The following is a 25207-nucleotide window of genomic DNA, read 5'->3' as shown; positions in this document are numbered from 1 at the left end:
TGAAGACCGTAGACTCGATCAGCTCAAATTGATGTAGCGGTTGCCGCCTTCAGGCGGCTCCAGTTCTCACCGCTTTGAGCGGTTAACTGCCTTGCATGCCCCCGGCTTTGCCGGGGGTAGCTGACTACGAACCGACATCTACAAACAACCTCACTTTTGTCAACACACCCGTAAAAAATGTTGTCTACACTTACTGCAATGGCAAATCACTCAACGTTATCACAATCACACTTCAAGGCGGAAAATTCATGGATATAGTCAATAATCTTACAAATACATACGGAAAGCCTCACACAGCAAGTCTAAAGTTGCCTCAAAAATTTCATGTATGGCAAGACTCAAAAAAAGTTATGATTTTAAGCGCAAATAAAGATGCAATTATGATTGAAATAAGACGTTAATTGTCCAGTCGAATTGCCTGTAAGTAGATTAATCATCTCGCATCAAGATATATCCCTTTGGGATTGTCCCAGGCAGTGGTACCGGAACTGTATTTTACGTTCTTCTATGATTTCGGTCCCCCCAATGTGGAGCTGGGATCGAAGTACGGCCACGTCCAGGAGGACCGCATAAGCGCCCCAGTCCGCCCTGATCTTTCAGCAGGTGGCAAAAGACATCATAGCACGAATACGCAACAAGCGGGCAGCTACAGCCCAGGCAGGAAGCGTGGACGTTTCGGGCGTCTGGCTCCGCAAAATTGCGGCGTCACCATGGGGAGGACCGCGCAGAATTGCACCGTCGCCTTGCCGGGCCAGCCTCCGCAAGATTGTGGGCGCTACAGACCTCGACGCTACCGGGTAGACTTCCACCAGAAATTGACGCTATCAGGAACCGCTATTGTCGTAAGCTGTACCCCCGGCCGGCGTGGCTGCCCTCCGCGTCGGTCGGGGTTTTCTGTTCCCGGCAGGATGACAAGCCCGGGCCTCCCTGCTACCAGCCACCCCCATGGAATGGATCATCGTCGGCATTGCCGCGCTCCTCATCTTGGCCCTGGTTTGCCTGCTCATCTGGAAAGCCAAGCATCGCCCTGGCAGTGTCCACGGCGACTTCCGCTTTGACAGCCACAAGACCGGCGAGTTGTCCAAGCGCGGGTTGTTCGACAAGACCAAGTGGTGATGTCCCTCGCACGGCGCTCCCGCCGAGCAGGGCCGGGTACAAATTCTTGCTCCACGTTGGCGCTCTTTCCAGGATGGGTACAGGATTCTGTACGATTCAAGGGAAGGTTTCTGTGGGAATTGGCTCGTGCGACAGACGTAAGCAATTGAATTTCTGTTGAAAACATTAACGTCGGCACACTACCCCCTTTGGCACGACTCCTGCTCTATAGAAATCACCTTCCTCTGAATGAACATTTTCGAAAAAGGCTTTTTGGGTGGCTCCCAGAAGGCCTTTTTCATTTTGGCGTTGCCAGCGCCTCCGCAGACCGTGGGTTTCCGCCCCTCCACGAGCCGCCTGTCTGGCCTTGCAGCCCTCCGTGCGGTCGCCATGCAATCCCGCCTTCCAACCCCTCGTGCCCCAGCCCGGTAAAAAATCCTGCACCCGGTTGGATCAGGCGGGAGGACGGCACGGCAAAAGGAAAGCGGCCCACCTCCATCTGGAAGCAGGCCGCCGTGTCGCATACGCACCAGAGGTCACCAGCATGGCCTGGCTTACCCTGGCGGGTTTCCCACAAAGACCACCCGCGCCACTGTCTCCACTGTCTCCCAGCACCTACGGCAACCACGGCAACGGCGAATGACCGCGCACGGCTTCGAGGTCCACGACTTTGCCATTAGACATAGTCGCACACCGTGTTACGCGAGCTTAAACCAGTGCCACACGCGGACACTTTCCATTTTTCCACGGGATTTTTTCCACCCCATAGAGCCGAGCACCGGGGTGTTTGTGACCCCTGCTGTTCGGGGGTGGGGAAGGGCCCGCGATTTGTTCGGCGTGGCACGACTCGCGACCGGCCGGCCCCTTCGAGATGGGGACATCTGGCGGGCGAATCAGAGCACTTGGGGGGCGCGGGGGGCGGAAGGCGAGAAAGCCGACCGGGGCTATGCCGGGGCTGAAAAGGCTTTGACGAAAAAAAGCAGGTTACAACTTCCGTCTTTAGAAGTTGCAACCTGCTGAATTTACGGGAGGGGGACCATTAATACCTACTTAACACTATGTTTTTACACAACTTAATAAATTATATTTTCTCATATACCCCGAAATATACCCCGAAAAAAACATGCTGCACCTTTCTCCACACTTCCCCTACCCCGGCCAATCCGTCGAGGCCCACCGACCACTCGACACAAAACCGTGTCCAACCCGGCCCATATCGCGGCCCAAAAATCAGCCGCCAGCTTTCTCGTTTTCGTGGCGTAGAATTGCGCCACCAGTCCACCCGGCACTCGGCTCAAAAATCAGTCCAGCGACCACAGCAGCCCGGCAAAGGGTAGAATCCTCCCCTCTCTACCTGCCGTAGCCATCACCGACACAGAACCACGCCAAGGTTTTACCACAGTTCAGATCCATGCCCGGCAGCGAAGGGGGTCAGGATTGCTGGCACCCCTTACGTTTCGTCACATGAGTTGCCCCGATGTAGCCTTAACGGTAAAATTGTGGTCGGTGCCCTGGAGCCAATCCCATCACGCAGAAAGCAAAAATTTGTCTACCGCTTCCGTCTCATTCTCCACTAAACGCTTGCCTTCGGATATACAGGAGAGTAAATGGCGTATGGTTAAATTGTTTGTATAAAAGTCAAAAAAGGCGAGCGCATGATAAACTGTTTAAAATATTACATTGTTCGCATCACAATGACGGCTACACTCATAATCCAGCATGCACTCCATAATATTTCATTACAGCGTTTCCCGCCTTTCTGCTCTTCGCTTGCACTAATTGAAGACGACGGCAAATATCTTGTTGTGTACCATAGAATTTACAAGCAATACACATTCCCAGGCGGGTATGTTCGTTTGCATGAAAATCCTGCAATCGCTGTACAAAGAGAAATTAAGGAGGAAGCTGGCCTCGATATAGTCCCAGAATATATTGTTGGCGCATACGAAAATAAAAGCGGCGTAAAATCAGTCAACGTAGTTTACAAATGCAATACAAATACTGGAAAACTCTTATGTAATTACGAAGGGAAATGCGAGTGGCTATCAGAGCATGTTTTCGCAGACAAATTAATATACCACTGTAAAGAGGCCTTGAAAGACTACAAAGAAAACAAATACTCAATGAACAACAGTCAGGTTTGATTAAGTTTGCTCGATTAAGTTGCCCCTCCTCCGCCATCTGGAAAGCGTGGTCGGTTCGGCATCTGACTCCGCAAAATTGCGGCGTCACCATGGGCGGAAGGACATCGCAGAATTGTGCCACCGCCTTGCCGGGCCAACCTCCGCAAGATTGTGGGCGCTACAGACCTCGACGCTACAGGGTAGACTTCCATCAGAAATTGACGCTATCAGGAACTGTTGTTGTCGTAAGTTGTACCCCCGGCCGGCGTGGCTGCCCTCCGCGTCGGTCGGGGTCTTCTGTTGCCGACAGGATGACAAGCCCGGCCCTCCCTGCTACCAGCCACCCCATGGAATGGATCATCGGCGGCATTGTCGCGCTCCTCATCTTGGCCCTATTTTGCCTGCCCATCTGGAAAGCCAAGCATCGCCCTGGCAGTGTCCACGGCGACTTCCGCTTTGACAGCCACAAGACCGGCGAGTTGTCCAAGCGCGGGTTGTTCGACAAGACGAAATGGTGATGTCCCTGGCGCAGCGCTCCTGCCGAGAGGGCCGGGTACAAATTCTTGCCCCGCTTTCGCGCCCTTGCCCGGAGAGGTAAAGGATTCTGTACGATCTTCGGAAGGCCACCCCATATAAACGACCTCACGTGAAAGACGTAACTGCCTAGATTTGCGATAAAAACAATGTCGCCTGCAACCAGTCTTCTCTTTGGCACGACTCCTGCTTCATAGAAATCACCTTCCTCTGAATGAACATTTTCGAAAAAGGCTTTTTGGGTGGCTCCCAGAAGGCCTTTTTCATTTTGGCGTTGCCAGCGTCACCGCAGGCCGTGCGTTTCCGCCCTTTTCTGAAATAGGTGTCTAGCCCGGCTCCCCGTGGATGGGCACCATGGCCTTTCCATCTGCGTGTTCCCGCCCCCGGCCCGGTATAAAATCCTGCACTCGGCGGTATCGGCCTGGACAGGCGGGGACAGCAGGGCAAAAGGAAAGCGGCCCATTCCCGAAGAAACAGGCCGCCCATGATCCGCTTGCCGAGGCCCGGGCCTACGCCTGCACCACCTCCCGCTCTCCCAGGACACGCCCCAGCCGCTCCACCGTCAGGCCCAACAGGTAGGCCACCCCTTGGACATTCAGCGCCGGCACGGGCCGGTCGCTCTCCCCCATGGTGGCAAGTTGGCCCTCAAGTACTTCTAGAGCAAGGACTGCCTGGGCAAGCTCGCGACGTTCGGTTGCGTTCATGCCGGGTCAAGTTCGCCAGTGGCACATTCCAAGTCGGCCATGATATTCTCGAAGACGTGGGAAAGACCTCGAAGTTCCGCGTCTCCAATTTCTCCGTTTGCTGCCAAAAGTAGATTTCGCATTAAGAGACAGTGATCGTGGATATAATCCAGGATGCCCACGATCTTTTCCACGACTGACGCGGCATGACGCTGTACAGGCCAATTCTCAGGGCTACAGAAGCAGAAAGACCAGCCATGCAGCTTGAACAAGTTCACGGCCAGGGCATCAAGCCAATTCGACTTCCCGGAACCGGGGATACCGGTGATGATGGTCATTTCCCCGGTGCGCACGGTGTAATGCTCGTCAACCGCCTGCCACCCCGTAGACAGGCCACGGCGGAAGCCCTCAGCATAGAGCAATTCCACATCGCCCTTGATATCGGAAGTCGTGTAGAGGCCGGCAATGGGCATGGGCCGGGTTTCTTCGATGACCAACCGGGCGGCCTCGGGACCGTGCTTGACCAAGACTTCGTTTATGTCCTTGCAGCCTTCGGGATAGGTGACGCGCCAGCACTTTTCGACGCCGATCCGCCGGGCAAGTTCACGCTCCAGGGTTTGGCCGGGCGCGTCGTTATCCACGGCCAGTATTACCCGGCCATATTTGGCAAGGAGAGCCTCGGCCGACTCCAGGAAGGAGAACTTCTTCTCGTAGTTCTTCGTTCCCGGGCTCGGGGCTCCATCGGGCACGCTGGTCACAGCCTGATAGCCAAGAGTCACCAGGGACAGGGCGTCCATTTCGCCCTCGGTGATGATCAAGGCGCGGTCGGCCCCGGCCCGCTTTTCGATGGAGTCAAACCTGAACAAAACCTTTTCGGCGTCCTTGGCTTGACGAAAGTTCTTGTTGCCGTCGCGGTACTTGACGTTCACAACCACGCCGGCCTTCACGTAGGGGAACTGAATGCACGTCACTTCGGCGTTGGGACCGGGCATCCAGGCCGGGCCGTAGCCCACCTGATTGGCGGCCAGGGCCTCGGGGGAAATGCCGCGCCCCTGAAAATACTCGAGGACCTTTTGAGGCAGACCCAGACGCGAGTGGTCCCAGGCCGGCTTCACGGTCTTCTTGGGGCGCACCTCGGCTTTCTCGGCTACGGTCTTGAGGCCGCCAGTCCAACCGCAGTGCCAGCAATTCCATGTGCCCTTCTCGACGTTGACGGACAGGCACGGGGCCGTGCTCTTTTTCCGTGAGGGGGAACACTGTGGGCAGGGGGTCTTCACGTCGCCCGTCGCGCCGGCCGCGATCTCAATGCCAAATTCTGCAAAGGTCTTCATGGTCACACCGCCGCAAGGTCGCCACGGTTGATCCGGGGCTTGGTTGTGCCACCCATCTTCATGGCCAGGGCGTCATATTTTTCCCTGAGCTTGGCCGTGCTGAGGATGTTTTTTGACCAGAACGAATCCCGGGCCGCCCACCGGATGACCTCTTCGATGCGCTCAGGGCTCCGACCGTCGACCCGAACCATTAGGTCAACGTGTCGCGCCCATGCCTGAATGTCCGGGGCCTTGTGTTCGGGATTTCGCTGGCGGATCAGGTCGAAGAGAAGCTCGGCAAGTCGGAACTCGTCAGAGTCCGACGAGAAGGTCTTTATATTCTTTCTTACCCTTTCTTCTGTATCGTGTGGGCACCTTTGGGGCTTCGTGTACATTTCGTTGAGGGGTTCGCTGTGGGCTTCGTAACTTGAAACAGACTGATATCTGTCATAATTCAATATGGTTATGATCATTCCCCGTGTGGTCTTCGCTGTGGTAATCATTGTGGCCTTCGCAAGGGCTTCGTAACAGCTTCGTATTTGGTCCCGAGAAGGCTTTTCTTTTCGGTAGCCTATGAGATAAGACCCTGCTTCTCGCATCTCCTCGATGGTGGTCATAAGCTGACCCCGCTTGAGCTTGTCCCGGTCCTTGAAGTTCGCCCTAAGAATCATCCAGAAGAACAATTTGAAGGCCTGTGGGGTCATCTGCATCAGGTCGGATTCAAGGGTTTTCCGGGCGAGAAGGACGAACCCGCCCGGGGCATTCGGTTCCGCGTTCATGCCGCGCACCTCTCAAAATAGCGCCACCGGAAAGGCGGCAAGGGGTGAAGCTCCCGGGCCGGCAGGACATGCGCGCCGGCAAGAGGGCCGTCCGTGGCTGGGTAGGTCGGGAGCATCTCGCGTGAAGCCCAGCCGATGAGGTGAACGATTGTCCGGTCATCAGTTGGAGCGTCTGCCAAGACCAGGATGTAAACTGCCCCTTCGTGTAGTTCCCTTGGGCGCACGGCCAGACGGTAGGACAGGAGCGATTTGCCCGAATCGCGGCGCAGGGAAGTCTTGAAGTCCACGTTCCCCCCGTCAAGATCGGTCCCGCCATCGGACTGGAGCTTGTGCTTGTTGGCATGCCAGCGCGAAACCAAGAACTTATCCAGAGCGGCGGCCCCGAACAGGAACTTTGTCCCCGCATACTGCCCGAGCATGCCCACCAAGGCGTCCATGCCGAGCGTCCCGGCCCTATCGTCGCGGCCCCGGATGTTCGACCGGCCGGGATAGTCCCAAGTTGAAGCCATGGCCCGGATGATGGACAATTCCCAAGGCTGGAGCGTCACCGGGCGAATATCAGCTTCGGTAAGCATGATGCCCCCTAAACGTGCGCCAACCCGAAAACACGGAAGGACATCTTGACGATCCAGGCCGGGCACAAGCCCCAACAGTAAGCCGACACGAGGGCAACTTTCAGAGAAGCCCTCACTGGATCACCTCCCCGCCACTGCCGAGGTTTACGGCTTGCCGAAGCAGTTTCATGCCGTCACTGTAGGCGCGCTCAAGGAATAGAAGGGATGTTTCTTCGAGTGCAGCGGCGGCGATGTCGCCTTCCGCCTTGAAGCGGTCGATTCGCTCATGACAACCCTGGCGGCCCTGCAAGAGCGGGTTGAGATGGTGGACAATTAGGGCCTCGACAACATGCCGGGCGGGGGTGGGCTTGGGAGTGAGGGCTTTACGCGGCATGGGATGCCCCCACCGTCTCGATGAGTGCGCGGATGTCTTCCACACGCCAAGCCGTTGTCCTCGGGCCTAGCTTGACGGGCGCGGGATAAGTGCCGGCCTTTACGCCTGCCCACCACTTCGAGCGCGACACGGGGAAGGGCCCGACCGTGCCGGCCTTACGGTCACCGATTATCTGTTTTTCGCGGACAAACCCTGAAAGGGGGAGGGGGATGCTCTTGCCGTCCATGTGCGGCCTCCTTGGTCATTTCCTGTCCAAGTAAACCCCGCGACTGAGGCTGAAAATCCCCTTAACTTCGTGAATCCGTTAGATAAACAAAAAAACCTCCCAAATCCGTGGGACGGATTCAGGAGGTTATTGACGGATTTGGGAGGTCTGGAATATGCCCGGAAATCCTTATCCCAGGCGGCTTCCATGGACTTGGGAGGTTAGCCTTGGGAGGCCGGTCCTCCCGTCTTTTTGGTCACGCCTTCTGGGAGGGCTCCCCGGAGGAGTTCCAAGGCCTCGCTCGAAAGTTTTCCATGTCGATCCGCCAGTTGTTGATATTTTGCCCGTGTGACTTGCTTCCGATCTTCAAGGCCGCAATCATAGGCGACCTTCACCATAACGACAGCATAACCTTTCCATCCCTGGACACGGGATTTCTCAGCAGCCTGTAGGCCTGGAGCCGTCCTTGCCGTATTCTTTTGGCCGGCAGAGTTATCCTGTTCTGTCTCAAGCTCTGTTACCTTGGCGGCAAGGGCGTCTCTTTCTAATATAGCGTGGTCACGCGCTTGTGTTGCCTGGACAAGCTCGCGTTCACGATCGGCAAGTTGGCGTTTAAGTGTAGACAATAGGTCGACGGCTTCATCTTTGGAAGGTGATATAATGGCAGGGTTATCTAAAATAGAACTTTTGAGAATATTTATATTTTGCTCTATTTTTTTGAGATATTCTTTTAAATATGCAAGTGCCTCATTATTGTTTAGCTCTGTTGCGCGCTCAATTCCAGTTTTGCATTCGTCTCGCAAATCTTCAAATAGAGGAGTGAATGATTTTACTAGAGATTTTTTTTCATATCTCAATTGCTTCATATCGTTACTGTTGATTGCCATGGAGTCTTTAAAAAAATGCCTAGCTGTTATGCTATTTGTTTCTATAGCATAAGCAAGTGCCTCGTCTGTTATAAATGGATAAAGCGCCTTCACCTCAGCATAAGTTATCCAAAATCCCATTTCAAAGCCCCCTCGGCTTATCTCCCTGCATTGAACCAGGGCCGGCCGCCAGGGAAGCAGCTTTTCGCCAGGGTTCATGAGGCCCCGGCTAGACCCTGGAAGTGTCGTCTACGCCCGCAATTCCGTCTCGGCTCCCTTACAGGCCAAGCGCACCAGCTTGGGGATAATGCGCGCCCCGGATTCATAATAAGCCACGGTGCGGCGACTGAGCCCCAGGACATGGGCAGCACGGGTCAGGGAAAGCCCGTGGGCGGCCCGCCAAGCCCGGAATGTCTCGGGCGGCATGGCTTCGCCGCTTTGCTCCATGGCCAGCCGGGCAAGGTGATGGGCGTCAACGGCCAAGTCCTCGCCACCCGGCCAGACGATTTCCCAGCCGTCTTCCCCAACCTGGACTTGACGAAAAAGGGAAGCGTCCCGCAGCGGGGCAAAGATCGGCGTCCGATCAATGAGCGCGTCGAGGCCCACGCGGATGGGCTGCCCGTCCTCCCAGGTGATGGCCAGGGTATGGGGGGCCTCGACCGCCTGCACGGCCACAATGCGCTTGATAGTGTCCTTCATGTTATTCCCCGTTCAATCGTTCCCAGGCGGCCCGAATAGCGGCTCGATTTTCGACCGCCCACCGCATGGCCTCATCATAGCCCCGGGCGTGGGGCGAACCGGCGATGATCTCCATGGATTCGATGGCAACCGCCAGGGCGTAGCCCGGCCCTTGAATATGGAAGTGCGGGGGCGCATGGTCGCCGGCATAGACCACGATCCGCAGCTTGCCGATTCGGTAGACGGTTCCCATGACTATCTAGTGCATCCCGTGCACCGCGACAAGGGGCTAAATCTCCTGGCCGAAGGCGAAGTCGCCACACCAGGAATCGGATGGGGTTCGGGGCCAAATGCCGTCAAAGCCCTGGCCGCCGGCTATCTGCCCGGCCACGATCCAGGGTGACCGCTTGCGGCATGTGCCGTCAAACCACCATTTGCAGGAAGCGCAGCGCGCCCGGCGCGTCCCTTGCCGCTTGTGGTCGGATTCCGTCCAGGCCATGGCATCCCCCTTATTCGCCAGCCGCCGCGTGGATCGGTGTCACCCTCGCCCCGGCCTTGAGCGCGTCCAAATGGTCGGCATACGCCTGCATAAGCTTGCGCCGTTCAGGTAGGTATAAAGCGCGGTTGTACGCTGCCCTGATCTTGTTTTGCTCAATGTGTGCAAGCTGTGCCTCGATAATGTCGCTGCCCCACCCAAGTTCGTTCAAAAGCGTCGATGCCATAGCCCGGAAACCATGGGCGCACATTTCCCCTTGGTCATAGCCGAGACGACGCAAGGCGGCGTTTAGCGTCATGTTCGACATACAGCGGCCGATGGTGCGGTTGCAGGGAAATAGGAAGCGGCCATCGCTGGTCAGGGGGCGAAGGTCTTCTATGATCTCCACGGCCTGCCGCGATAATGGCACCGCATGAGCCCGACGCATTTTCATTTTTTCGGCAGGAATGGACCAGAGGGGGCCATCGGAGGCGTCGAGGTCGATTTCGGCCCACTCCGCTTGACGCAGTTCGCCGGGCCTCACAAAAACATATGGGGCCAGCTTGAGGGCCGCCACGGTGACGGGGCCTCCCTGATAACCATCTATGGCCCGCAGCAATTGCCCCACGCCCTTGGGGTCCACGATAGCAGGCCTATTCGTTACGCGACAGGGAGCAAGCGCCCCACGAAGGTCCGCGCCGACGTTTCTTTCGGCAATGCCCGTGGAAATGGCGTAGGCAAAAACCGCCTCACAATATTGGCGTAGGCGCTTGGCTGTCTCATTGTGCCCCTTCGCCTCGATCTCCCGAAGCGTGGGCAGGATGGCAGGAGCGCGAAGGGCCGTAATGGCGACGTTGCCGAAGGCGGGGAATAGGTGCAGTTCCAAGCGCCCCATGATCTTGGTCGCGTGGCTTTCGCTCCACACCTGGATTTGACGGGCGTGCCAATCCCTGGCGACCACCTCAAAGGTATTTGTGTCCTCGGCGGCTTGGGCCTCGGCTTCGGTCCTGTCCTGCTTGCGCTTTTCGGACGGGTCCACACCTTGGGCCACCAGGGCGCGGGCCTCATCACGTCGCTGCCGGGCCATCTTCAAGCCCACGTCGGGCCACTTCCCCAGCGCCAGCAGTTTTTCCTTGCCGTCGAAGAGGTATTTGAACCGCCAGAGCTTGCCGCCTGTTGGGGTCACTTGGAGAAACAGCCCGGCCCCGTCGAACATCTTCACCGGCTTGTTGGCAGCCTTTGCGTTTCGGATGGCAACGTCTGTGAGGGGTAGCGTTTTTTTCGGCATGGAGTTTTTCCCCACGAGGGTTCGAGTCCCCGTAACTGCCTGATATAAAAAGAATAGTCGTTTTATGAGCTTAACGGGTTTTCGGGGTACATCCCACCCGGCCCGGCCACCTCATAAGTGCGTACCCCAACAACTACCCCATAAAAATTGGATGTCAACGGACGAAAAAGAACAAAGCTGGACTATCTCTAGCCCAGCTTTGCTGTATTTTCAGGTACTTGTGGACTTTGTCGGACCACTTTGGACCATGATATGGTACCGGGAGGGGGACTCGAACCCCCAAGGCCTTGCGACCGGCGGATTTTGAGTCCGCTGCGTCTACCAATTCCGCCATCCCGGCATGAACGCAGCACTTTATGCAAGACTAGGCCATACTGTCAACGCTTTTCCCGCTTGTTTTTACGGTTTGGCTGTCCCGCTTGTCCTCGCCCACCCAAACTGGTAGCCCCAGCCCTGCCCGCGCGGCATAAAGGTTCATAAAATCACTGAAGTGATTTTGGTAGGTGCCCCTGCCCTGCCCTCGCTGCAAAAAGGAGCTGCCATGATCCCTATCGGTCCACTCGTTAACGGGGCGGCCATCATCGCCGGAAGCCTGCTCGGGCTCACCCTCCACGGCCGGTTCCCCGACCGCGTGCGCACCATCATGTTCCAGGCCCTGGGGCTGTCCATACTGGCCATCGGCATCAAAATGACCATGTCCATGACCTCCCCCATCCTCGTGGTCGTTTCCATGCTCGTGGGAGCCGTGTGCGGCGAAGCCCTCGATATCGAACGCCAGTTCGCCCGGGCCGGCGATGCCGTCAAAACGCTGCTGCGCTCGGACAACGCCCTTTTCACCGACGGGCTGGTCACGGCCTCGGTGGTGTTTTGCTCGGGCACCATGGCCATTCTCGGCTCCTTTGACGAGGCCCTGCGGGGCGACCACACCCTGCTGTTTACCAAATCCATCCTCGACGGCTGCGTGGGCATGATCCTGGCCACCACCTACGGCGCGGGCGTGGCCCTGTCGTTTTTACCGGTCGCCCTCTACGAAACCCTGCTGGCCCTTTTCGCCGGCGCGGCCCAGTCCGCCTTCACCCCGGACCGCATGGCCCAACTGTCTGCCGTGGGGGGATTGCTCATCATCGCCATCGGCATCAACATGTTGGGGCTTTTAAAAATCAAGGTGTCCAATCTGCTCCCGGCCATGGCCCTGGCCGCAGTTCTTGCTCCCTTTTTCGTCGATTAGGCGCGGATGGAGCCAGGATTTCTTTACGCGGCCGGGGTTTTGCCGTACTGAGTTTCGGCCATGCATGAACTTTCCATCGCCCAAAGCCTGCTCGCCCTCATCGAAGATGAGATGGCCAAGCACGATAATAAGAGACTGGTCACGGTCAAAGTCAAACACGGCCGCCTCTCTGCCGTGGTGCCGGAAGCCCTGGCCATGGCCTTTGAGGTCATGACCACCGACACCCGGCTGGCCGGTGCCCAGCTTGTCATGGAAGAAAGCCCGGTGGTGTTGCGCTGCCGCACCTGCGGCCGGGAGTTTAGTCCCGAGTCGCCCTCGGCGGCCTTTGCCCCCTGTCCGGGCTGCGGCGAGGAACTGGGCCACACGGTCCTTTCCGGCCGCGAACTCTATATCGAATACCTCGAACTGGAATAGCGGAGACCGGCCATGCAAATCCCCGTGGTGCGCAACATTTTGGAAGCCAATACCAATGTTGCCGATACGCTCAAGACGTTTTTTGCCCAAAAGGGCATCCTGGTGCTCAACCTCATGAGTTCCCCGGGCGCAGGCAAGACAACGCTTTTGGAACGCACCCTGACCGATCTGCGCAATGAACTGCGCATGGCGGTCATCGAGGGCGATCTGCAAACCGACAACGACGCCCGCCGTGTGGCCGCAACCGGTGCCCAGGCCGTGCAGATCAACACCGAAGGCGGCTGCCACCTGACCGCCTCCCAGGTCCAGGAAGCCCTCAAGAGCATCGATTTGACCGGCCTTGATATCCTTTTTGTGGAAAACGTCGGCAATCTCGTCTGTCCGGCGGAATTCGACGTGGGCGAAGACTTCAAGGTGGCGCTTTTAAGCGTGGCCGAAGGCGACGACAAGCCGGAAAAATATCCGCTCCTGTTTCATATCTCCGCCGTCATGCTCCTCAATAAGATCGATCTGCTCCCCTATGTCGATTTTGATATGGACAAGGCCAGCCGCCATGCCCGCACGCTCAACGCCGATATCAGCCTGTTCCCGGTTTCGGCCCGCACCAGCGAGGGGCTCACAGCCTGGTACGACTGGCTGCGCGAAAAAGTCCGGGCCAAACGCGCCTGACGCACCGGCGGTCAGGGGTGAACGTCCAACCGCTGCGATGATGCGGGGCGTCTAGCCTGGGCCGGCAACTGGCGGGAACATGCCTCAACCGTTGCCGGTTGGGACGCCCGGCAGCCAGCCAGCCCATTGAACAGTCGGCGCACCTTCCCCCCGCCCCCGCCGACACCGGGCATCCCTTGGCCATGCCACCCGGGCAGACTGCGGCATCATGTTTGAATTTCTAAAAAAACAAAACGTCACCTTCCCCGAGCCGGCCTGCCGGTTCGGGGATTTTGTTGTTATTGGCTAAATTTATTGAACAATACAGCAGAACGTGCACTTGGCACGGTACTTGTAGCCATCCGGTCGATTCTCAATACGCTACACAGGGAGACGGCTATGGATGCGTTACTGCGAAAGATGATGCTGGCCCTTACCGCGACCTGCCTGATCCTGGCCGCCTCGGCCGGATGGGTTATGGCCCAGAACTTCACCGCCGGAAGCTTCAATTTTGAACCGCGTTTCAGCGCTTTCGGAACCACCAACCCGCGCGTCAATTCGATCATGACCTACGGTGGTGCCTTCAACTACTACGTCATGGACAACCTCGGCATTGAAGCCGAAGGCATGGGCGTTTACGTCGATCAAAACAAGCGCTTTGAAACCCCTCTGGGCTATGGCAACAAGTCCAGTCCGGCCAACGGCATCGGCGGCAATTTCAACGTCCGCTGGCACTTTATCGCGACCACCCAGGCCACCATGTTTGCCGGCGCGGGCGTTGGCGGCCTGTGGGCCGATACCCAGGTGCCCTACAACGGCTTTGAAAATAACCTGACGGAAAACGGCGAAATCGGTGCCTCCTATGCCCTGACCCAGCAGCTCAGCCTCAAGGGTTCGGTCAAGTACATGCACATCGGCCAGTTCAGCAACCAGGGCATTAACGCCTTTGGTGGCACGCTCGGCTTAAACGTCAGTTTCTAACCCAGGGCGGCCCCTGGCCGCGCCATGGCCCGGGCACCACGCCCGGGCCAACGGATGCGACCGGCCGCCCCTGGCGGCCGGTTTTCATTTGCCCCAGTCCCCTTTTCATTTCGCGTCGATAGCCCTATAGTGGCGCAACAATCGGCCGAAAGGTGCGGGCATGAGCAAAATACTGGATCAGGACGAAGTTGATGCGCTGCTGCGAGGTCTCTCGGGCGGCGAAATCGAAGCGGAAAACGACATCCTGGAGGACGACTCCGGGGTCGTTGTCTTCGACCTGTCCAACCAGGACCGCATCATCCGGGGCCGCATGCCGGTTCTGGAAATCATCAACGACCGCTTTGCCCGGCTGGCCTCCAACGCCATGGCCAATGCCATGCGCAAGCGCGCCGACGTCAACCCCATCTCCATCGACATGTCCAAGTTCGGGGACTTCATGCGCTCGTTGCCCGTCCCCACGTCGATCAATATTTTCAAGCTCGATCCCCTGCGCGGCAATGCCATCCTGGTGGTCGATTCCCGCCTCGTCTTTGCCATGGTGGAGAGCTTTTTCGGCGGGGCCGGTTCCCAGCCCAAAATCGAAGGCCGCGATTTCACCCCCATCGAACAGGCGATCATCAACCGCGTAGTGCGTATCGCCCTGGAAAACATGGAGGAATCCTGGCAGCCCGTGCACGAGGTGCACATCGAGCTGGTGCGCAGCGAGGTCAACCCCCAGTTTGCAGCCATCGTGCCGCCAAGCGATGTCGTGGTCGTTGTCACCTTTGAAGTGGAGCTGGAAAACGCCATCGGCTCGCTCATCGTCTGCCTGCCCTACGCCACCATCGAGCCCATCCGCTCCAAGCTCTACGCCTCCTTTCAGACCGAGCGCCTGGAAGTGGACCACGCCTGGATCGGCCGGTTCAAGGAGCGGCTCATGGAGACGCCGGTGGAACTGCTCGTGCGCTTTGGCCGCTCGCAAATCACCGGGCGCCAACTGCTCTCGCTCAAACCCGGCGACATCATCATGCTCAACAACGACGTGGACGATCTGCTTGATGCCGAGATACAGGGCGTGCGCAAGTTTAGGGGCATCCCGGGCATGGTCAAGTCCAACAAGGCCTTCCAGATCGTAAAGGAAGAGGAAATCCGCCTCGAATAACGGCCCGCGTCTGCCGTCACCACCCCAAACCCGCCACATGCTCCCCAAACGCTCTGGGCCATTCGGTCGCAAAACAATTGTAACACCTTCTCTTTGCACATTAAATCGAGGAACATGACAAACACGGCCATGGTCAGCCGCCCCGGCCCGTGCTAATCGCCACATCCGTGGAATCCAAGCTTGCCCTCTCCATCCTGGCCCAGCCCGACGACAACACCTGCGGGCCGACCTGCCTGCACGCGGTGTATGGCTACTACGGCGACGACGTGTCGCTGGGATCGGTCATAGCCGGGGTGCCCACCCTGCCCGGCGGCGGCACCCTGGCCGCCCATCTCGGCTGCCACGCCCTGGACCGGGGCTATCGGGCCAAGCTGTATTCCTTCGATCTGACCGTGTTTGACATCACCTGGTTTAACGACCCCGACCTCGATCTGGCCGGCAAGCTGGCCGAACAGTTGCGCTACAAAACCGCCCCGCGCCTGCGCGAAGCAACCAGCGCCTATCAGGCCTTTCTGGCCCGGGGTGGCAAAATCCGGTTCGAGGATTTGACCGCCGGGCTTATCCGCACCATCTTAAAGCGCCACCGCCCCATCCTGGCCGGCCTGTCCGCCACCTACCTCTACCGCACCCCCCGGGAGCGCGACGCGGCGGGAGTGACGGTCTACGACGATCTGCGCGGCCATCCAGCCGGCCATTTCGTGGTCATAAACGGCTACGACGCCACCCAGCGCACCACGCATATCGCTGATCCGTTGCTGCCCAATCCCATAAGCCACAGCCAGTACTACGAGGTGACGCTCAACCATCTGGTCTGCGCCGTCATGCTTGGCATCATCACCTGTGACGCCAATCTGCTTGTCCTTTCCCCCCAAAAAAAGAGCCAGTCGTCTGACCGGCAAAGGAGCCTTTGAACGTGTCCGTTCTGGTGGTCATCGAAAACCCCGAGGACTGTTCCCTGGTGTTTTCCGGCGTCGAATCAGTCGCTGCCCGCAGCTATCTTGCCGATGAAGCCTTCACCACCCTGCGTGGGGTCAAAATCATCAATATCTGCCGGTCGTATCGCTATCAATCCATGGGCTATTACGTGTCGCTTCTGGCCGAGGCCCGTGGGCACAAACCCGTCCCGTCCATCACCGCCATCCAGGATATGAAGTCCGTCGGCATCATCCGGCTGGCCTCCGAAGAACTCGCCGAACTCATGGGCCGGGTGCTGGCCGAGCGTGCCCCGGAAAAAACGAGCTTTTCCATTTATTTCGGCAAAACACCGGAAAAAGGGCTGGAGCAGTTGGCCTCGCGGCTTTTCAAGCTCTTTCCGGCCCCGTTTCTGCGGGCTGATCTGAATTTCCAGAATGGCTGGCAGTTGCAAAACATTTCGCCGCTGTCCGTGCGCGACATTCCAGAGGAAGAACGCGATTTCGCCGAGGCCGTGTCCACCGACTACTTCACCGGCAAAAAGGTCAGCATCCCCAAACGCCAGGTGAGCCGCTACGATCTGGCCATCCTGCACGACCCGGAAGAGCAGCGCCCCCCGTCCGACTCCCGGGCCATCAAACGCTTCACCAAGGCGGCCGAGACCTTGGGCCTGGGTGTGGAGAGCATCACCCGCGAGGATTCCAACCGGCTCTCGGAATTCGATGCCCTGTTTATCCGCGAAACCACCAACGTCGATCACCACACCTACCGCATGGCCCGCAAGGCGGCGGCCGAAGGGTTGGTGGTCATTGACGACCCGGAATCGATCCTGCGCTGCTCCAACAAGGTCTATCTGGCCGAAGTGCTGACCCGCCACAAGATACCGGCCCCGCGCACCATTATCGCCCACTGCAAAAACATCGACCACATTCTGGAAGAGCTGTCCCTGCCGTGCGTGCTCAAACAACCCGACAGCGCCTTTTCCCAAGGCGTCGTCCTGGTGCGCGAATCCGACGCCCTGGTCCAGGAAGCCCGCCGGCTGTTAAACAAATCCGACCTGGTCATCGCCCAGGAGTACCTGCCCTCGGACTACGACTGGCGCATCGGCGTCCTGGACAGGCGACCGCTTTTCGCCTGCAAGTACTACATGGCCGCCGGCCACTGGCAGATTTTGCGCAAGGGCAAGTCCGGCAAGGACATCTATGGCCGGGTGGAGACGCTGCCGGTGGCCAAGGTGCCCAAAAAGGTGATCAGCGTGGCGCTCAAGGCCGCCTCGGCCATTGGCGACGGTCTTTACGGCGTGGATCTTAAGCAGGTTGGGGAAAAGGTCTACGTCATCGAAGTCAACGACAATCCCAATATCGATGTCGGCTACGAGGATGAAGTCTTGCAAGACGAACTCTATCTGCGGGTGATGGAAGTATTCCTCAAACGCATTGAACGCCGCAAAACCGGGAGCCTCAATATATGACCAAGGCCAAACCGCTTTTTTCCGCCTTCGGCATCGAGATCGAATACATGATCGTGGATCGGGAGACACTGGCCGTCAAACCCGTGGCCGATGCCCTGCTGGCGGCCGCCGCCGGCCAGGAAGGGGCCGAGGACGCCGTCATGGGGCCGGTCACCTGGTCTAACGAACTGGTGGCCCATGTCCTGGAAATGAAGGTGAGCAAACCGGCCAAGACTCTCAAAGGCCTTTCGGCCGCCTTTGCCAAGAGCGTGGCCAAGGCCGATGCCTTGCTGGCCCCGCTCGGAGCGCGGCTTTTGCCCACGGGTGCCCATCCCCTCATGGACCCATTCCGCGAAACCGTGCTGTGGCCCCACGAGCACGGGGAACTTTACCAAACCTTTGACAGCATCTTTAATTGCAAGGGCCATGGCTGGGCCAATCTGCAAAGCATGCATATCAACCTGCCCTTTAAGGGCGATGACGAGTTTGGCCGTCTCCATGCCGCCATCCGGGTGCTCCTGCCCATCATGCCGGCCCTGGCCGCCTCCACGCCCATTCTCGACGGGAAAGCGACCGGCTTTCTGGACGCCCGCCTGGAGCACTACGCCCACAACGCCGACCGGGTGCCCTCGGTCATGGGCGCGGTCATCCCGGAAGCGGTTTTTTCCATCGACGAGTACCACCAGCGCATCCTGGCGCCGCTGTATCGCGACATCGCCCCGCTTGACCCCAAGGGGCTGCTCCAGGACGATTTCCTCAATGCCCGGGGGGCCATCCCGCGTTTTGAGCGTTCCACCATCGAAATCCGGGTGCTGGACACCCAGGAATGTCCGGCCGCCGATTTCGCCCTGGCCGCTGTGGTCGTGGCCGCGCTTAAGGGGCTGGTGGAAGAACGCTGGTCCACCTACGAGGAACAAAAATCCTGGGGCACCCGGGAGTTGGCCGACATCCTGGCCAAGACCGTGCGCGATGCCGGCCGCACCAAGGTTCCCGAGGAATATGCCCACCTGTTCGGCGTCTATGCCCCGTCGTTTATCCCGGCCCGGGTCATCTGGCGGCGGTTGGCCCTAAGCGCCCTGCCCACCATGGATTTCGACCCGGACTGGGAACGGCCCCTGGGTGTGCTGGTGGACCAATCAAGCCTGGCCCGGCGCATCCTGGCGGCCGTTGACGGCGACTATCGTCCCGGCACCATCAAGAAAGTCTATGGCCTGCTGGCCGATTGCCTGCAAAATAACGAGCCGTTCAATGTCGGCATCCTGGGCGCTCCTTATTACCTGTGAGCACGGCGGCAATGCCGTGCCCCAGGAATATGCGCCCCTTTTCGCGGACTGGGGGGACATCCTCGCCAGCCACTGCGGCTATGATCTCGGCGCGTTGGGTACGGCCCAGGCCCTGGCCCGGGCGACGGGCGCGCCCCTTGTGGCCGCCACAACCACCCGGCTTGTCGTAGATCTCAACCGGTCCGTGGGCCATGCTCGACTCTTTTCGGCCGTGACCAAGGCACTCCCGGGCACCACCCGCCAGGCCCTCCTGGCCGAGCACTACCAGCCCCACCGTGAGGCCGTGGCCCGGCTCGTGTCCCAGGCTCTCGCCGCCGGCAAGACCGTACTGCACATCGCCAGCCACAGCTTCACCCCGCACTTTGGCGGTGTCACGCGCCACTGCGACGTGGGGTTGCTCTACGATCCGGGACGGGCGGCAGAAAAAATCTTTTGCGGCCGCTGGCTGCGCGAGCTGGCCTGCCTGGACAGCGATCTCATCTTGCGGCGCAACTATCCCTACCGCGGCGTAGCCGACGGGCTGGCCACGGCCTTGCGCCGTCGTTTCGGGGAAGGGTACCTGGGCGTGGAGCTGGAAGTAAACCAGCGCTTCGCCCTTGGCGGCGGCGAAGCGCTGGCGAGTGTGAGCGAGCATCTGGCCGACGCCTTGCGCCGGGCCTTGGGGCGGGTGGCGGCCTGCCGCTAGCCACCACCCCGCGCAAAGCACGCCCGTTGCGCCCCACCGGCTTTTCGTGCCATGTGAGCCGCACCGCTGCCTCAGGCAGACCAACCGCACCAGCCCGACGGAGTATTGCCCCGCGCCATGGCCGCTCCCTTCACCACTTCCGATATTCTTGGCGCGCTACCCCAGGCGGTGGTGGCGGTTGACGCCGACGGGCGGGTGACCAACGCCAACCCCGCCGGCCTGGCCCTGTTCGGGCCGCAGGCGGCCAGCCCCGGCGCGGCCCTGCCGCTGACCCGACCCGAACTCTGGCAGCCCCTCGCTCGCTGCCTTGCGGCCAACGCCACCATCCAGGCCCACCTCGACATAGGGGACGCAACCGTTTCGCTGACCGCCTTTCCCGTGCGCCGCGACGGCCGCATCGTCGGAGCCGCAGCCTTGTGCCGCCCCTGCGCCCGGGAAGACGCGCCGGCCATGGAAGGCCGGCTGCGCTCCATCCTCGACTCCGTGTCCGACGGCATATGGATCTGCGACGGCCACGGCGGCATCCTGGACATCAACGCCGCCTCCGAACGCCTCAACTCCCTGACCGCCGCCGAGTACATCGGAAAAAATGTGGCCTGCATCGTGGCTGAACGCATGGTCGATCGCTCGGCCACCCTCGATGTGCTGGAAACCAAACGCCAGTCCAGCCTGATCCAGCACATCACCAAGACCGGCAAACAACTCCTCGTCACAGCCACGCCGGTCCTTGACGATCTGGGCGAAGTGGCCCTGGTGGTGGTCAACGAACGCGATGTGACCGAATTGCAAAATCTGCGGCAAGGCCTGCAAAACGCCCGCAAGGTGGAAGAGCGCTACCGCAGCGAACTGGCGGAATTATCCCTTTTCGAGCTGTCGCAAAAAGACATTGTGGCCCAAAGCCCGCAGATGCAGCGCACCTTGCGCACCCTTTTAAAGCTCGCCCAGATGGACGCCTCCCGGGTGCTGCTTTTGGGCGAATCCGGCACCGGCAAGGGCCTGCTGGCCAAGTTCCTGCACCAGGTGAGCCCGCGCTCGCAAAAGCCCTTTATCCAGATCAACTGCCCGGCCGTGCCGGAAAACCTCTTTGAGGCGGAACTGTTCGGCTACGAAAAAGGGGCCTTCACCGGTGCCCGGGAAGGCGGCAAGGCCGGGCTGATCGAACTGGCCATGGGCGGCACGCTTTTTCTGGACGAGGTGGGCGACATTCCGCTGTCGGTCCAGGCCAAGCTGCTCAAATATCTCGACGACCACGAGATTCGCCGCCTTGGCGGAGCCGATGCGCGCGTGGTCGAATGTCGGGTGGTGGCGGCCACCAACTGCGATCTTGAGGGACTGGTGGAGCGCCGGCAGTTTCGCAAAGATCTCTATTATCGCCTCAACACCTTTGTGGTGCGCATCGCTCCCCTGCGCGAACGCCGTGAAGACATTTTCGGTCTGGCCGAATTCTATCTGGCCCAGCAAAACGCCCGCCATGGCAAGGCCAAACGCCTCTCGGCCCGGGCCATGCGCCAGCTTGAATCCTACGATTTTCCCGGCAACGTCCGCGAACTCGTGAGCATTATCCAGAAAGCCTTTGTCATGAGCGACGACGATGATCTGACTGAGGCCATCAGCGAAGCACTGGCCGGCGAAGGACTTCTCAACGCCCCGGCCCCAAGCCCCCGGCCGTTGGCCCAGTCCACGGAACAGGCCAGCATCCGCCGGCTGCGCGAGGCCATGGCCCTGTGTCGCACCACCCGGGAAATGGCGGCCCACCTGGGCGTGAGCCAGGCAACGGTGGTGCGCAAGCTCAAGCGGTACGGCCTGACCCGGGCCTGATTCATTTCTGCATCGACTTCAGCGGCAAAGGCCGCAGCGACCCGGGTTTCCGTGTCGCTGCGGTTTTTCTTTTTTCAGCTTATTCATCTGTATTTATGAATTATTCATCTGTTTATCGGCAGTTTCCTGTTTGCACCGGAAGCGGACTTTTGGTTGTTTCCAGGGGCCGAATCGGGCTTGAACCGCCTTGATTCAGCCATGGTTCACAATTAATACATTGAATTTATGCATTATTTACAAAATAAGTGATTCAAAAATGATTCAGCGTTCTTTTGAACATAGCTCTATTTGGAAACATTCTACTGATATTATTCACTTTTCAAACAAGGCCCGAATCTTGCTCAAAGTTTGCGTTACCGTCTGTGTGCATTTTGGTACAAGGCACTGTCGCCTCCAAACCGAACAATCCGAGGATGCTCCGTGAACACCACCGACAAGGCGCAAGAACTGCAGGCACTGCGCGACCGTTATGTCCCCAAAGGACATCCCAACGCCACGCCCTTTTTCGTTGAATCCGCCAAGGGCGCTTTGCTTCGCGACGTCACCGGGCGCGAGTTCATCGATTTCGTCGGCGGCATCGGCGTGCTCAACGTCGGACACTGCCACCCCAAAGTCGTGGCCGCCATCAAAGATCAGGCCGGGCGCTATCTCCACACCTGCTCCATGGTCACCATGTATGAACCCTACGTCATGCTGGCCAAACGCCTCAGTGACGCCGCCCCGGGCGATTTCGAGAAAAAGGCCATGTTCGTCAACAGCGGCTCCGAAGCGGTGGAAAACGCCGTCAAGATTGCCCGCTGCCACACCGGCCGCAGCGGCGTCGTGGCCATGAAAAACGCTTTCCACGGCCGTTCCCTGCTGGCCATGTCCATGACCAGCAAGGTCAAACCCTACAAGTTCGGCTTTGGTCCCATGGCCCCGGAAGTCTACCAGTACCCCTACTACGCCTACTGCTACCGCTGCCCCCTGGGACTCACCTATCCCAAATGCGGCGCGGCCTGCGCCGACAAGCTGCGGGAATTCTTCATTGGCACTGCCGCCGCCGAGAACATCGCCTGCATCGTGGCCGAACCGGTCCAGGGCGAAGGCGGCTTCGTGGTTCCGCCCAAGGAATTCTTCGAAAAGATCCGGGCCATCTGCGACGAAACCGGCATCGTGTTTGTGGCCGATGAAATCCAGTCCGGCTTCGGCCGCACCTCCAAGCTCTTTGCCATGGAGCATTTCGGCGTCACGGCCGACCTCATGTGCGTGGCCAAGTCCATGGGCGGCGGCCTGCCGCTGGCCGGCGTGGTCGGCAAGGCCGACATCATGGATTCCGTGCCCCCCGGCGGCATCGGCGGCACCTACGGCGGCAACCCGCTGGCCTGCCGGGCCGGCCTTGCCGTCATGGACATCTTTGAGCAGGACAATCTGCTGGCCAAGGCCGAGCGCCTGGGCAACGCCGTCAAGCGCCGGTTTGCCGCCTTTAAAAAGCAGTACGAACTGATCGGCGACGAACGCGGCCTGGGAGCCATGCGCGCCCTGGAATTCGTCTCCGACCGCACCACCAAGGCCCCCTGCCCCGAAGCAGCCAAGGGCGTGGCCAAGTTCTGCCAGGACAACGGCGTCCTCGTGCTCTCCTGCGGCAACTTCGGCAACTGCATCCGGGTGCTCATGCCGCTGGTCATTACCCGTGACCAGCTCGAGCGCGGCCTCGACATCATGGAAGAAGGCATCCGCGAGGTGTCCAAGACCCTCGGCAAATAGGCTGGCTGATCCGACACTGGCAACCGACAACCAATTCAAAGGGGTGTAGGCATGAAAAACGGTTCTTTTACCTCGCTGCTGGCCGGCTGCATGGGCGTGGCCCTGTCCGCCGCCCTGTTCGCCGTCCCGGCCCTGGCCGCTGACAAAACCGTCAAAATCGGTAACGTGGAACCGCTCTCCGGCCCCTCGGCTTCGGTCGGCATCCAGGGCAAGCAGGCCCGGGAAATGGCCGTGGAAGAGATCAACGCCGCCGGTGGCATCAAGTCCCTGGGTGGTGCCAAGCTGGAACTGGTCTACGCCGACAGCAAATCCGACCCCACCGTCGGCGTCACCGAGACTGAGCGCCTGATCAACACCGAGAAAGTCAATCTCATGACCGGCTGCTGGAACTCCGCCGTCACCTACCCGGCCACCCAGGTGGCCGAGCGCTACGGTATCCCCTTCGTGGTGCCGGTTGCCGTGCGCGACACCATCACCGAACGCGGCTTTAAAAACGTCTTCCGCATCGCTGCCAAGGACTCCTGGTGGGTGCGCGACCAATTCCGCTTCCTCAAAGACATGCAGGAAGAGACGGGCGTCAAACTCAAAAAGATCGCCTTTTTGTTCGAAAACGGCGACTGGGGCACCGGCTTTGCCGAGAAATGGCGCGAACTGGCCAAAAAAGACGGTTACGAAATCGTTCTTGACGAGCCGTATCCCTCCACCGCCACGGACCTGACCCCGGTCGTGACCAAGCTCAAGTCGACCAACCCCGACATCGTCATGCTGGTTTCCAATGCTGCCGACGCCATCCTTTTGACCAACACCATGGCTGAAATGCAGCTGAAGCCCAAAGTCGTCCTGGCCAGCGGCGGCGGCCATGCCGACCCCACCTTCCTGGACAACACCGACACCAATGCCATTGGCATCTTTGACGAAGTCGAGTGGAACACCGACGTCAACAAGCCCTTGGCCAAGCCTGCCAACGACAAGTTCAAGAAAAAGTACGGCTACGACCTGACCGGCGAGTCGGTTGACGCCTACATCGCCATGTATGTCATCGCCGACGCCCTGGAGCGCGCTGCCTCCACCGAACCGGCCAAGGTCCGCGATGCTCTGGCCGCCACCAATCTGACCGGCGGACCGGGCATGATCGTCTCCTACGACGGCGTCCAGTTCGACGAGACCGGCCAGAACAAGAACGCCGGCATCGTCATCGTCCAGGTGGCCAATGTCAACGGCAAGCCCGAGCGCGTCACCGTGTGGCCCAAAGCCGCCCGTCGCGCCGGCTACACCCCGGTCTTCCCGGCCAACAAATAGTATACGTGGCACCAACGCCCCGGACCGGCCCGTGCCGGTCCGGGGTCAAACGTCCGGAGAGGCCTCATGACCGCGGTGATTCAGGCGGCGCTCAACGGCACCATGATGGGAGCCATGTACGGGCTGACGGCCCTTGGACTCACGCTGATTTTCGGCGTGATGAAGGTCGTCAACTTCGCCCACGGCTCGCTTCTTATGGTCGGCATGTTCAGCGCTTATTGGCTGATTCGACTCACGGGCATCCACCCGTATCTGGCCCTTGTCATTGTACCGCCCGTCCTGTTCGTTTTCGGCTACTATCTGCAGGACGTGGTCATCAAACCCGTGTTCAAAGCCGAAGGGCAAGTACGCGAACCGCTGACGGTCATTATCGTCACCACCGGCGTCTGGTATGTCCTGGACAATCTGGCGCTCATGCTTTTTGGGGCCGAATACCGCACCGTTCGCACGGCCATTTCCAATAAATCTTTCGCCCTCGGCCAATACATCATCTCATTTCTGTCCGGCTAATTTAGAAGAGATAGCCTGCTAGAATTGTTTGGTTTTAAGCGTTGCCGTCGCGGGTCAATGAGGTCGAGAATTTCACATTGCTGAAACAGATTTCGTTGCACCAGCCGG

General features: G+C 59.2%; 28 protein-coding genes and 1 tRNA gene. 17 read left to right on the top strand and 12 right to left on the bottom strand.

What is annotated here, in order from left to right; translation table 11 throughout:
• Window positions 1-248: 248 nt before the first annotated feature.
• From GTA51_RS17890 to GTA51_RS20665, 4 genes are all read left to right on the top strand, one after another.
• Window positions 249-401, top strand: a complete 153-nt coding sequence (locus tag GTA51_RS17890; protein ID WP_160963534.1) for a hypothetical protein — start codon at window positions 249-251, stop codon at window positions 399-401.
• 544 nt (window positions 402-945) lie between these two features.
• On the top strand, window positions 946-1116 hold the full coding sequence (locus GTA51_RS20670; protein ID WP_170300349.1) for a hypothetical protein: 171 nt from the start codon (window positions 946-948) through the stop codon (window positions 1114-1116).
• A gap of 1634 nt (window positions 1117-2750) precedes the next feature.
• Window positions 2751-3239 carry an NUDIX hydrolase gene (locus tag GTA51_RS17885; RefSeq protein ID WP_160963532.1) on the top strand — a complete coding sequence of 163 codons (489 nt, stop codon included), beginning with the start codon at window positions 2751-2753 and terminating at the stop codon, window positions 3237-3239.
• Between the two features lie 326 nt (window positions 3240-3565).
• Window positions 3566-3736: a hypothetical protein gene (locus GTA51_RS20665; protein WP_170300348.1), complete on the top strand. Its 171-nt coding sequence runs from the start codon at window positions 3566-3568 to the stop codon at window positions 3734-3736.
• Between the two features lie 525 nt (window positions 3737-4261).
• Here GTA51_RS20665 and GTA51_RS17880 read toward each other — a convergent pair.
• The 12 genes from GTA51_RS17880 to GTA51_RS17825 form a co-directional block, all read right to left on the bottom strand.
• Window positions 4262-4456 (bottom strand): hypothetical protein, encoded by a 195-nt coding sequence (locus tag GTA51_RS17880; protein WP_160963530.1) that lies wholly within the window; start codon window positions 4454-4456, stop codon window positions 4262-4264.
• Window positions 4453-5766, bottom strand: coding sequence for a toprim domain-containing protein (locus GTA51_RS17875; RefSeq protein WP_160963528.1), 1314 nt, complete (start codon window positions 5764-5766; stop codon window positions 4453-4455). The genes GTA51_RS17880 and GTA51_RS17875 overlap by 4 nt, the downstream gene beginning before the upstream one ends.
• 2 nt (window positions 5767-5768) lie before the next feature.
• Window positions 5769-6524: a phage replication protein O gene (locus tag GTA51_RS17870; RefSeq protein ID WP_160963526.1), complete on the bottom strand. Its 756-nt coding sequence runs from the start codon at window positions 6522-6524 to the stop codon at window positions 5769-5771.
• The gene (locus tag GTA51_RS17865; protein ID WP_160963524.1) at window positions 6521-7099 is read right to left on the bottom strand and encodes a hypothetical protein; all 579 of its coding nucleotides are present in this window, start codon (window positions 7097-7099) and stop codon (window positions 6521-6523) included. Before GTA51_RS17865 ends, GTA51_RS17870 begins: the two co-directional genes overlap by 4 nt.
• Before the next feature lie 112 nt (window positions 7100-7211).
• Window positions 7212-7472, bottom strand: coding sequence for a hypothetical protein (locus tag GTA51_RS17860; RefSeq protein ID WP_160963522.1), 261 nt, complete (start codon window positions 7470-7472; stop codon window positions 7212-7214).
• Window positions 7462-7698 (bottom strand): helix-turn-helix transcriptional regulator, encoded by a 237-nt coding sequence (locus tag GTA51_RS17855; RefSeq protein ID WP_160963520.1) that lies wholly within the window; start codon window positions 7696-7698, stop codon window positions 7462-7464. Before GTA51_RS17855 ends, GTA51_RS17860 begins: the two co-directional genes overlap by 11 nt.
• Before the next feature lie 200 nt (window positions 7699-7898).
• Window positions 7899-8684 (bottom strand): hypothetical protein, encoded by a 786-nt coding sequence (locus GTA51_RS17850; protein ID WP_160963518.1) that lies wholly within the window; start codon window positions 8682-8684, stop codon window positions 7899-7901.
• Between the two features lie 108 nt (window positions 8685-8792).
• Entirely contained in the window at window positions 8793-9242 is a 450-nt protein-coding gene (locus tag GTA51_RS17845; protein ID WP_160963516.1) for a DUF2442 domain-containing protein, read from the bottom strand.
• Between the two features lies 1 nt (window position 9243).
• Window positions 9244-9474: a DUF4160 domain-containing protein gene (locus tag GTA51_RS17840; RefSeq protein ID WP_160963514.1), complete on the bottom strand. Its 231-nt coding sequence runs from the start codon at window positions 9472-9474 to the stop codon at window positions 9244-9246.
• A 36-nt stretch (window positions 9475-9510) separates the two neighbouring features.
• Window positions 9511-9720 carry a hypothetical protein gene (locus GTA51_RS17835; RefSeq protein WP_160963512.1) on the bottom strand — a complete coding sequence of 70 codons (210 nt, stop codon included), beginning with the start codon at window positions 9718-9720 and terminating at the stop codon, window positions 9511-9513.
• Between the two features lie 10 nt (window positions 9721-9730).
• On the bottom strand, window positions 9731-10984 hold the full coding sequence (locus tag GTA51_RS17830) for a tyrosine-type recombinase/integrase (RefSeq protein ID WP_160963510.1): 1254 nt from the start codon (window positions 10982-10984) through the stop codon (window positions 9731-9733).
• Between the two features lie 253 nt (window positions 10985-11237).
• A tRNA-Leu gene (locus tag GTA51_RS17825) sits at window positions 11238-11324 on the bottom strand.
• A gap of 201 nt (window positions 11325-11525) precedes the next feature.
• On the opposite strand from GTA51_RS17825, the gene GTA51_RS17820 reads away from it, so the two are divergent.
• The 13 genes from GTA51_RS17820 to GTA51_RS17760 all read left to right on the top strand — a co-directional run bounded on the left by GTA51_RS17820 (window position 11526) and on the right by GTA51_RS17760 (window position 25099).
• Window positions 11526-12212, top strand: a complete 687-nt coding sequence (locus GTA51_RS17820; protein WP_160963508.1) for a DUF554 domain-containing protein — start codon at window positions 11526-11528, stop codon at window positions 12210-12212.
• A 60-nt stretch (window positions 12213-12272) separates the two neighbouring features.
• On the top strand, window positions 12273-12626 hold the full coding sequence (gene hypA, locus GTA51_RS17815; protein ID WP_160963506.1) for a hydrogenase maturation nickel metallochaperone HypA: 354 nt from the start codon (window positions 12273-12275) through the stop codon (window positions 12624-12626).
• Between the two features lie 12 nt (window positions 12627-12638).
• Complete coding sequence (gene hypB / locus GTA51_RS17810) at window positions 12639-13295, top strand: hydrogenase nickel incorporation protein HypB (protein WP_160963504.1); 657 nt, start codon at window positions 12639-12641, stop codon at window positions 13293-13295.
• Between the two features lie 378 nt (window positions 13296-13673).
• Window positions 13674-14255 carry an outer membrane beta-barrel protein gene (locus GTA51_RS17805; RefSeq protein WP_160963502.1) on the top strand — a complete coding sequence of 194 codons (582 nt, stop codon included), beginning with the start codon at window positions 13674-13676 and terminating at the stop codon, window positions 14253-14255.
• 160 nt (window positions 14256-14415) lie between these two features.
• Window positions 14416-15396: a flagellar motor switch protein FliM gene (fliM, locus tag GTA51_RS17800; protein WP_160963500.1), complete on the top strand. Its 981-nt coding sequence runs from the start codon at window positions 14416-14418 to the stop codon at window positions 15394-15396.
• A gap of 167 nt (window positions 15397-15563) precedes the next feature.
• A complete protein-coding gene (locus GTA51_RS17795; protein WP_160963498.1) occupies window positions 15564-16307 on the top strand; it encodes a C39 family peptidase in 744 nt (247 codons plus the stop codon).
• Between the two features lie 2 nt (window positions 16308-16309).
• Entirely contained in the window at window positions 16310-17779 is a 1470-nt protein-coding gene (locus GTA51_RS17790; protein ID WP_160963536.1) for a RimK-like ATPgrasp N-terminal domain-containing protein, read from the top strand.
• Window positions 17776-19041: a carboxylate-amine ligase gene (locus GTA51_RS17785; RefSeq protein WP_160963496.1), complete on the top strand. Its 1266-nt coding sequence runs from the start codon at window positions 17776-17778 to the stop codon at window positions 19039-19041. The genes GTA51_RS17790 and GTA51_RS17785 overlap by 4 nt, the downstream gene beginning before the upstream one ends.
• Window positions 19007-19726, top strand: a complete 720-nt coding sequence (locus tag GTA51_RS17780) for an N-formylglutamate amidohydrolase (protein WP_160963494.1) — start codon at window positions 19007-19009, stop codon at window positions 19724-19726. The genes GTA51_RS17785 and GTA51_RS17780 overlap by 35 nt, the downstream gene beginning before the upstream one ends.
• A gap of 117 nt (window positions 19727-19843) precedes the next feature.
• Window positions 19844-21544, top strand: coding sequence for a sigma 54-interacting transcriptional regulator (locus GTA51_RS17775; RefSeq protein ID WP_160963492.1), 1701 nt, complete (start codon window positions 19844-19846; stop codon window positions 21542-21544).
• A 420-nt stretch (window positions 21545-21964) separates the two neighbouring features.
• Window positions 21965-23290, top strand: coding sequence for a 4-aminobutyrate--2-oxoglutarate transaminase (gabT, locus tag GTA51_RS17770; protein ID WP_160963490.1), 1326 nt, complete (start codon window positions 21965-21967; stop codon window positions 23288-23290).
• Between the two features lie 51 nt (window positions 23291-23341).
• Entirely contained in the window at window positions 23342-24589 is a 1248-nt protein-coding gene (locus tag GTA51_RS17765; RefSeq protein WP_160963488.1) for an ABC transporter substrate-binding protein, read from the top strand.
• Window positions 24590-24655: 66 nt separating this feature from the next.
• Window positions 24656-25099: a branched-chain amino acid ABC transporter permease gene (locus tag GTA51_RS17760; protein WP_246198215.1), complete on the top strand. Its 444-nt coding sequence runs from the start codon at window positions 24656-24658 to the stop codon at window positions 25097-25099.
• Window positions 25100-25207: the final 108 nt, after the last annotated feature.

The sequence above is a fragment of the Solidesulfovibrio aerotolerans genome (genome assembly GCF_009856865.1).
Classification (GTDB): Bacteria; Desulfobacterota; Desulfovibrionia; order Desulfovibrionales; family Desulfovibrionaceae; genus Solidesulfovibrio; species Solidesulfovibrio aerotolerans.
The sequence above is the reverse complement of the archived record's forward strand: the minus strand, read 5'-3'. Positions and strand labels throughout refer to the sequence as shown.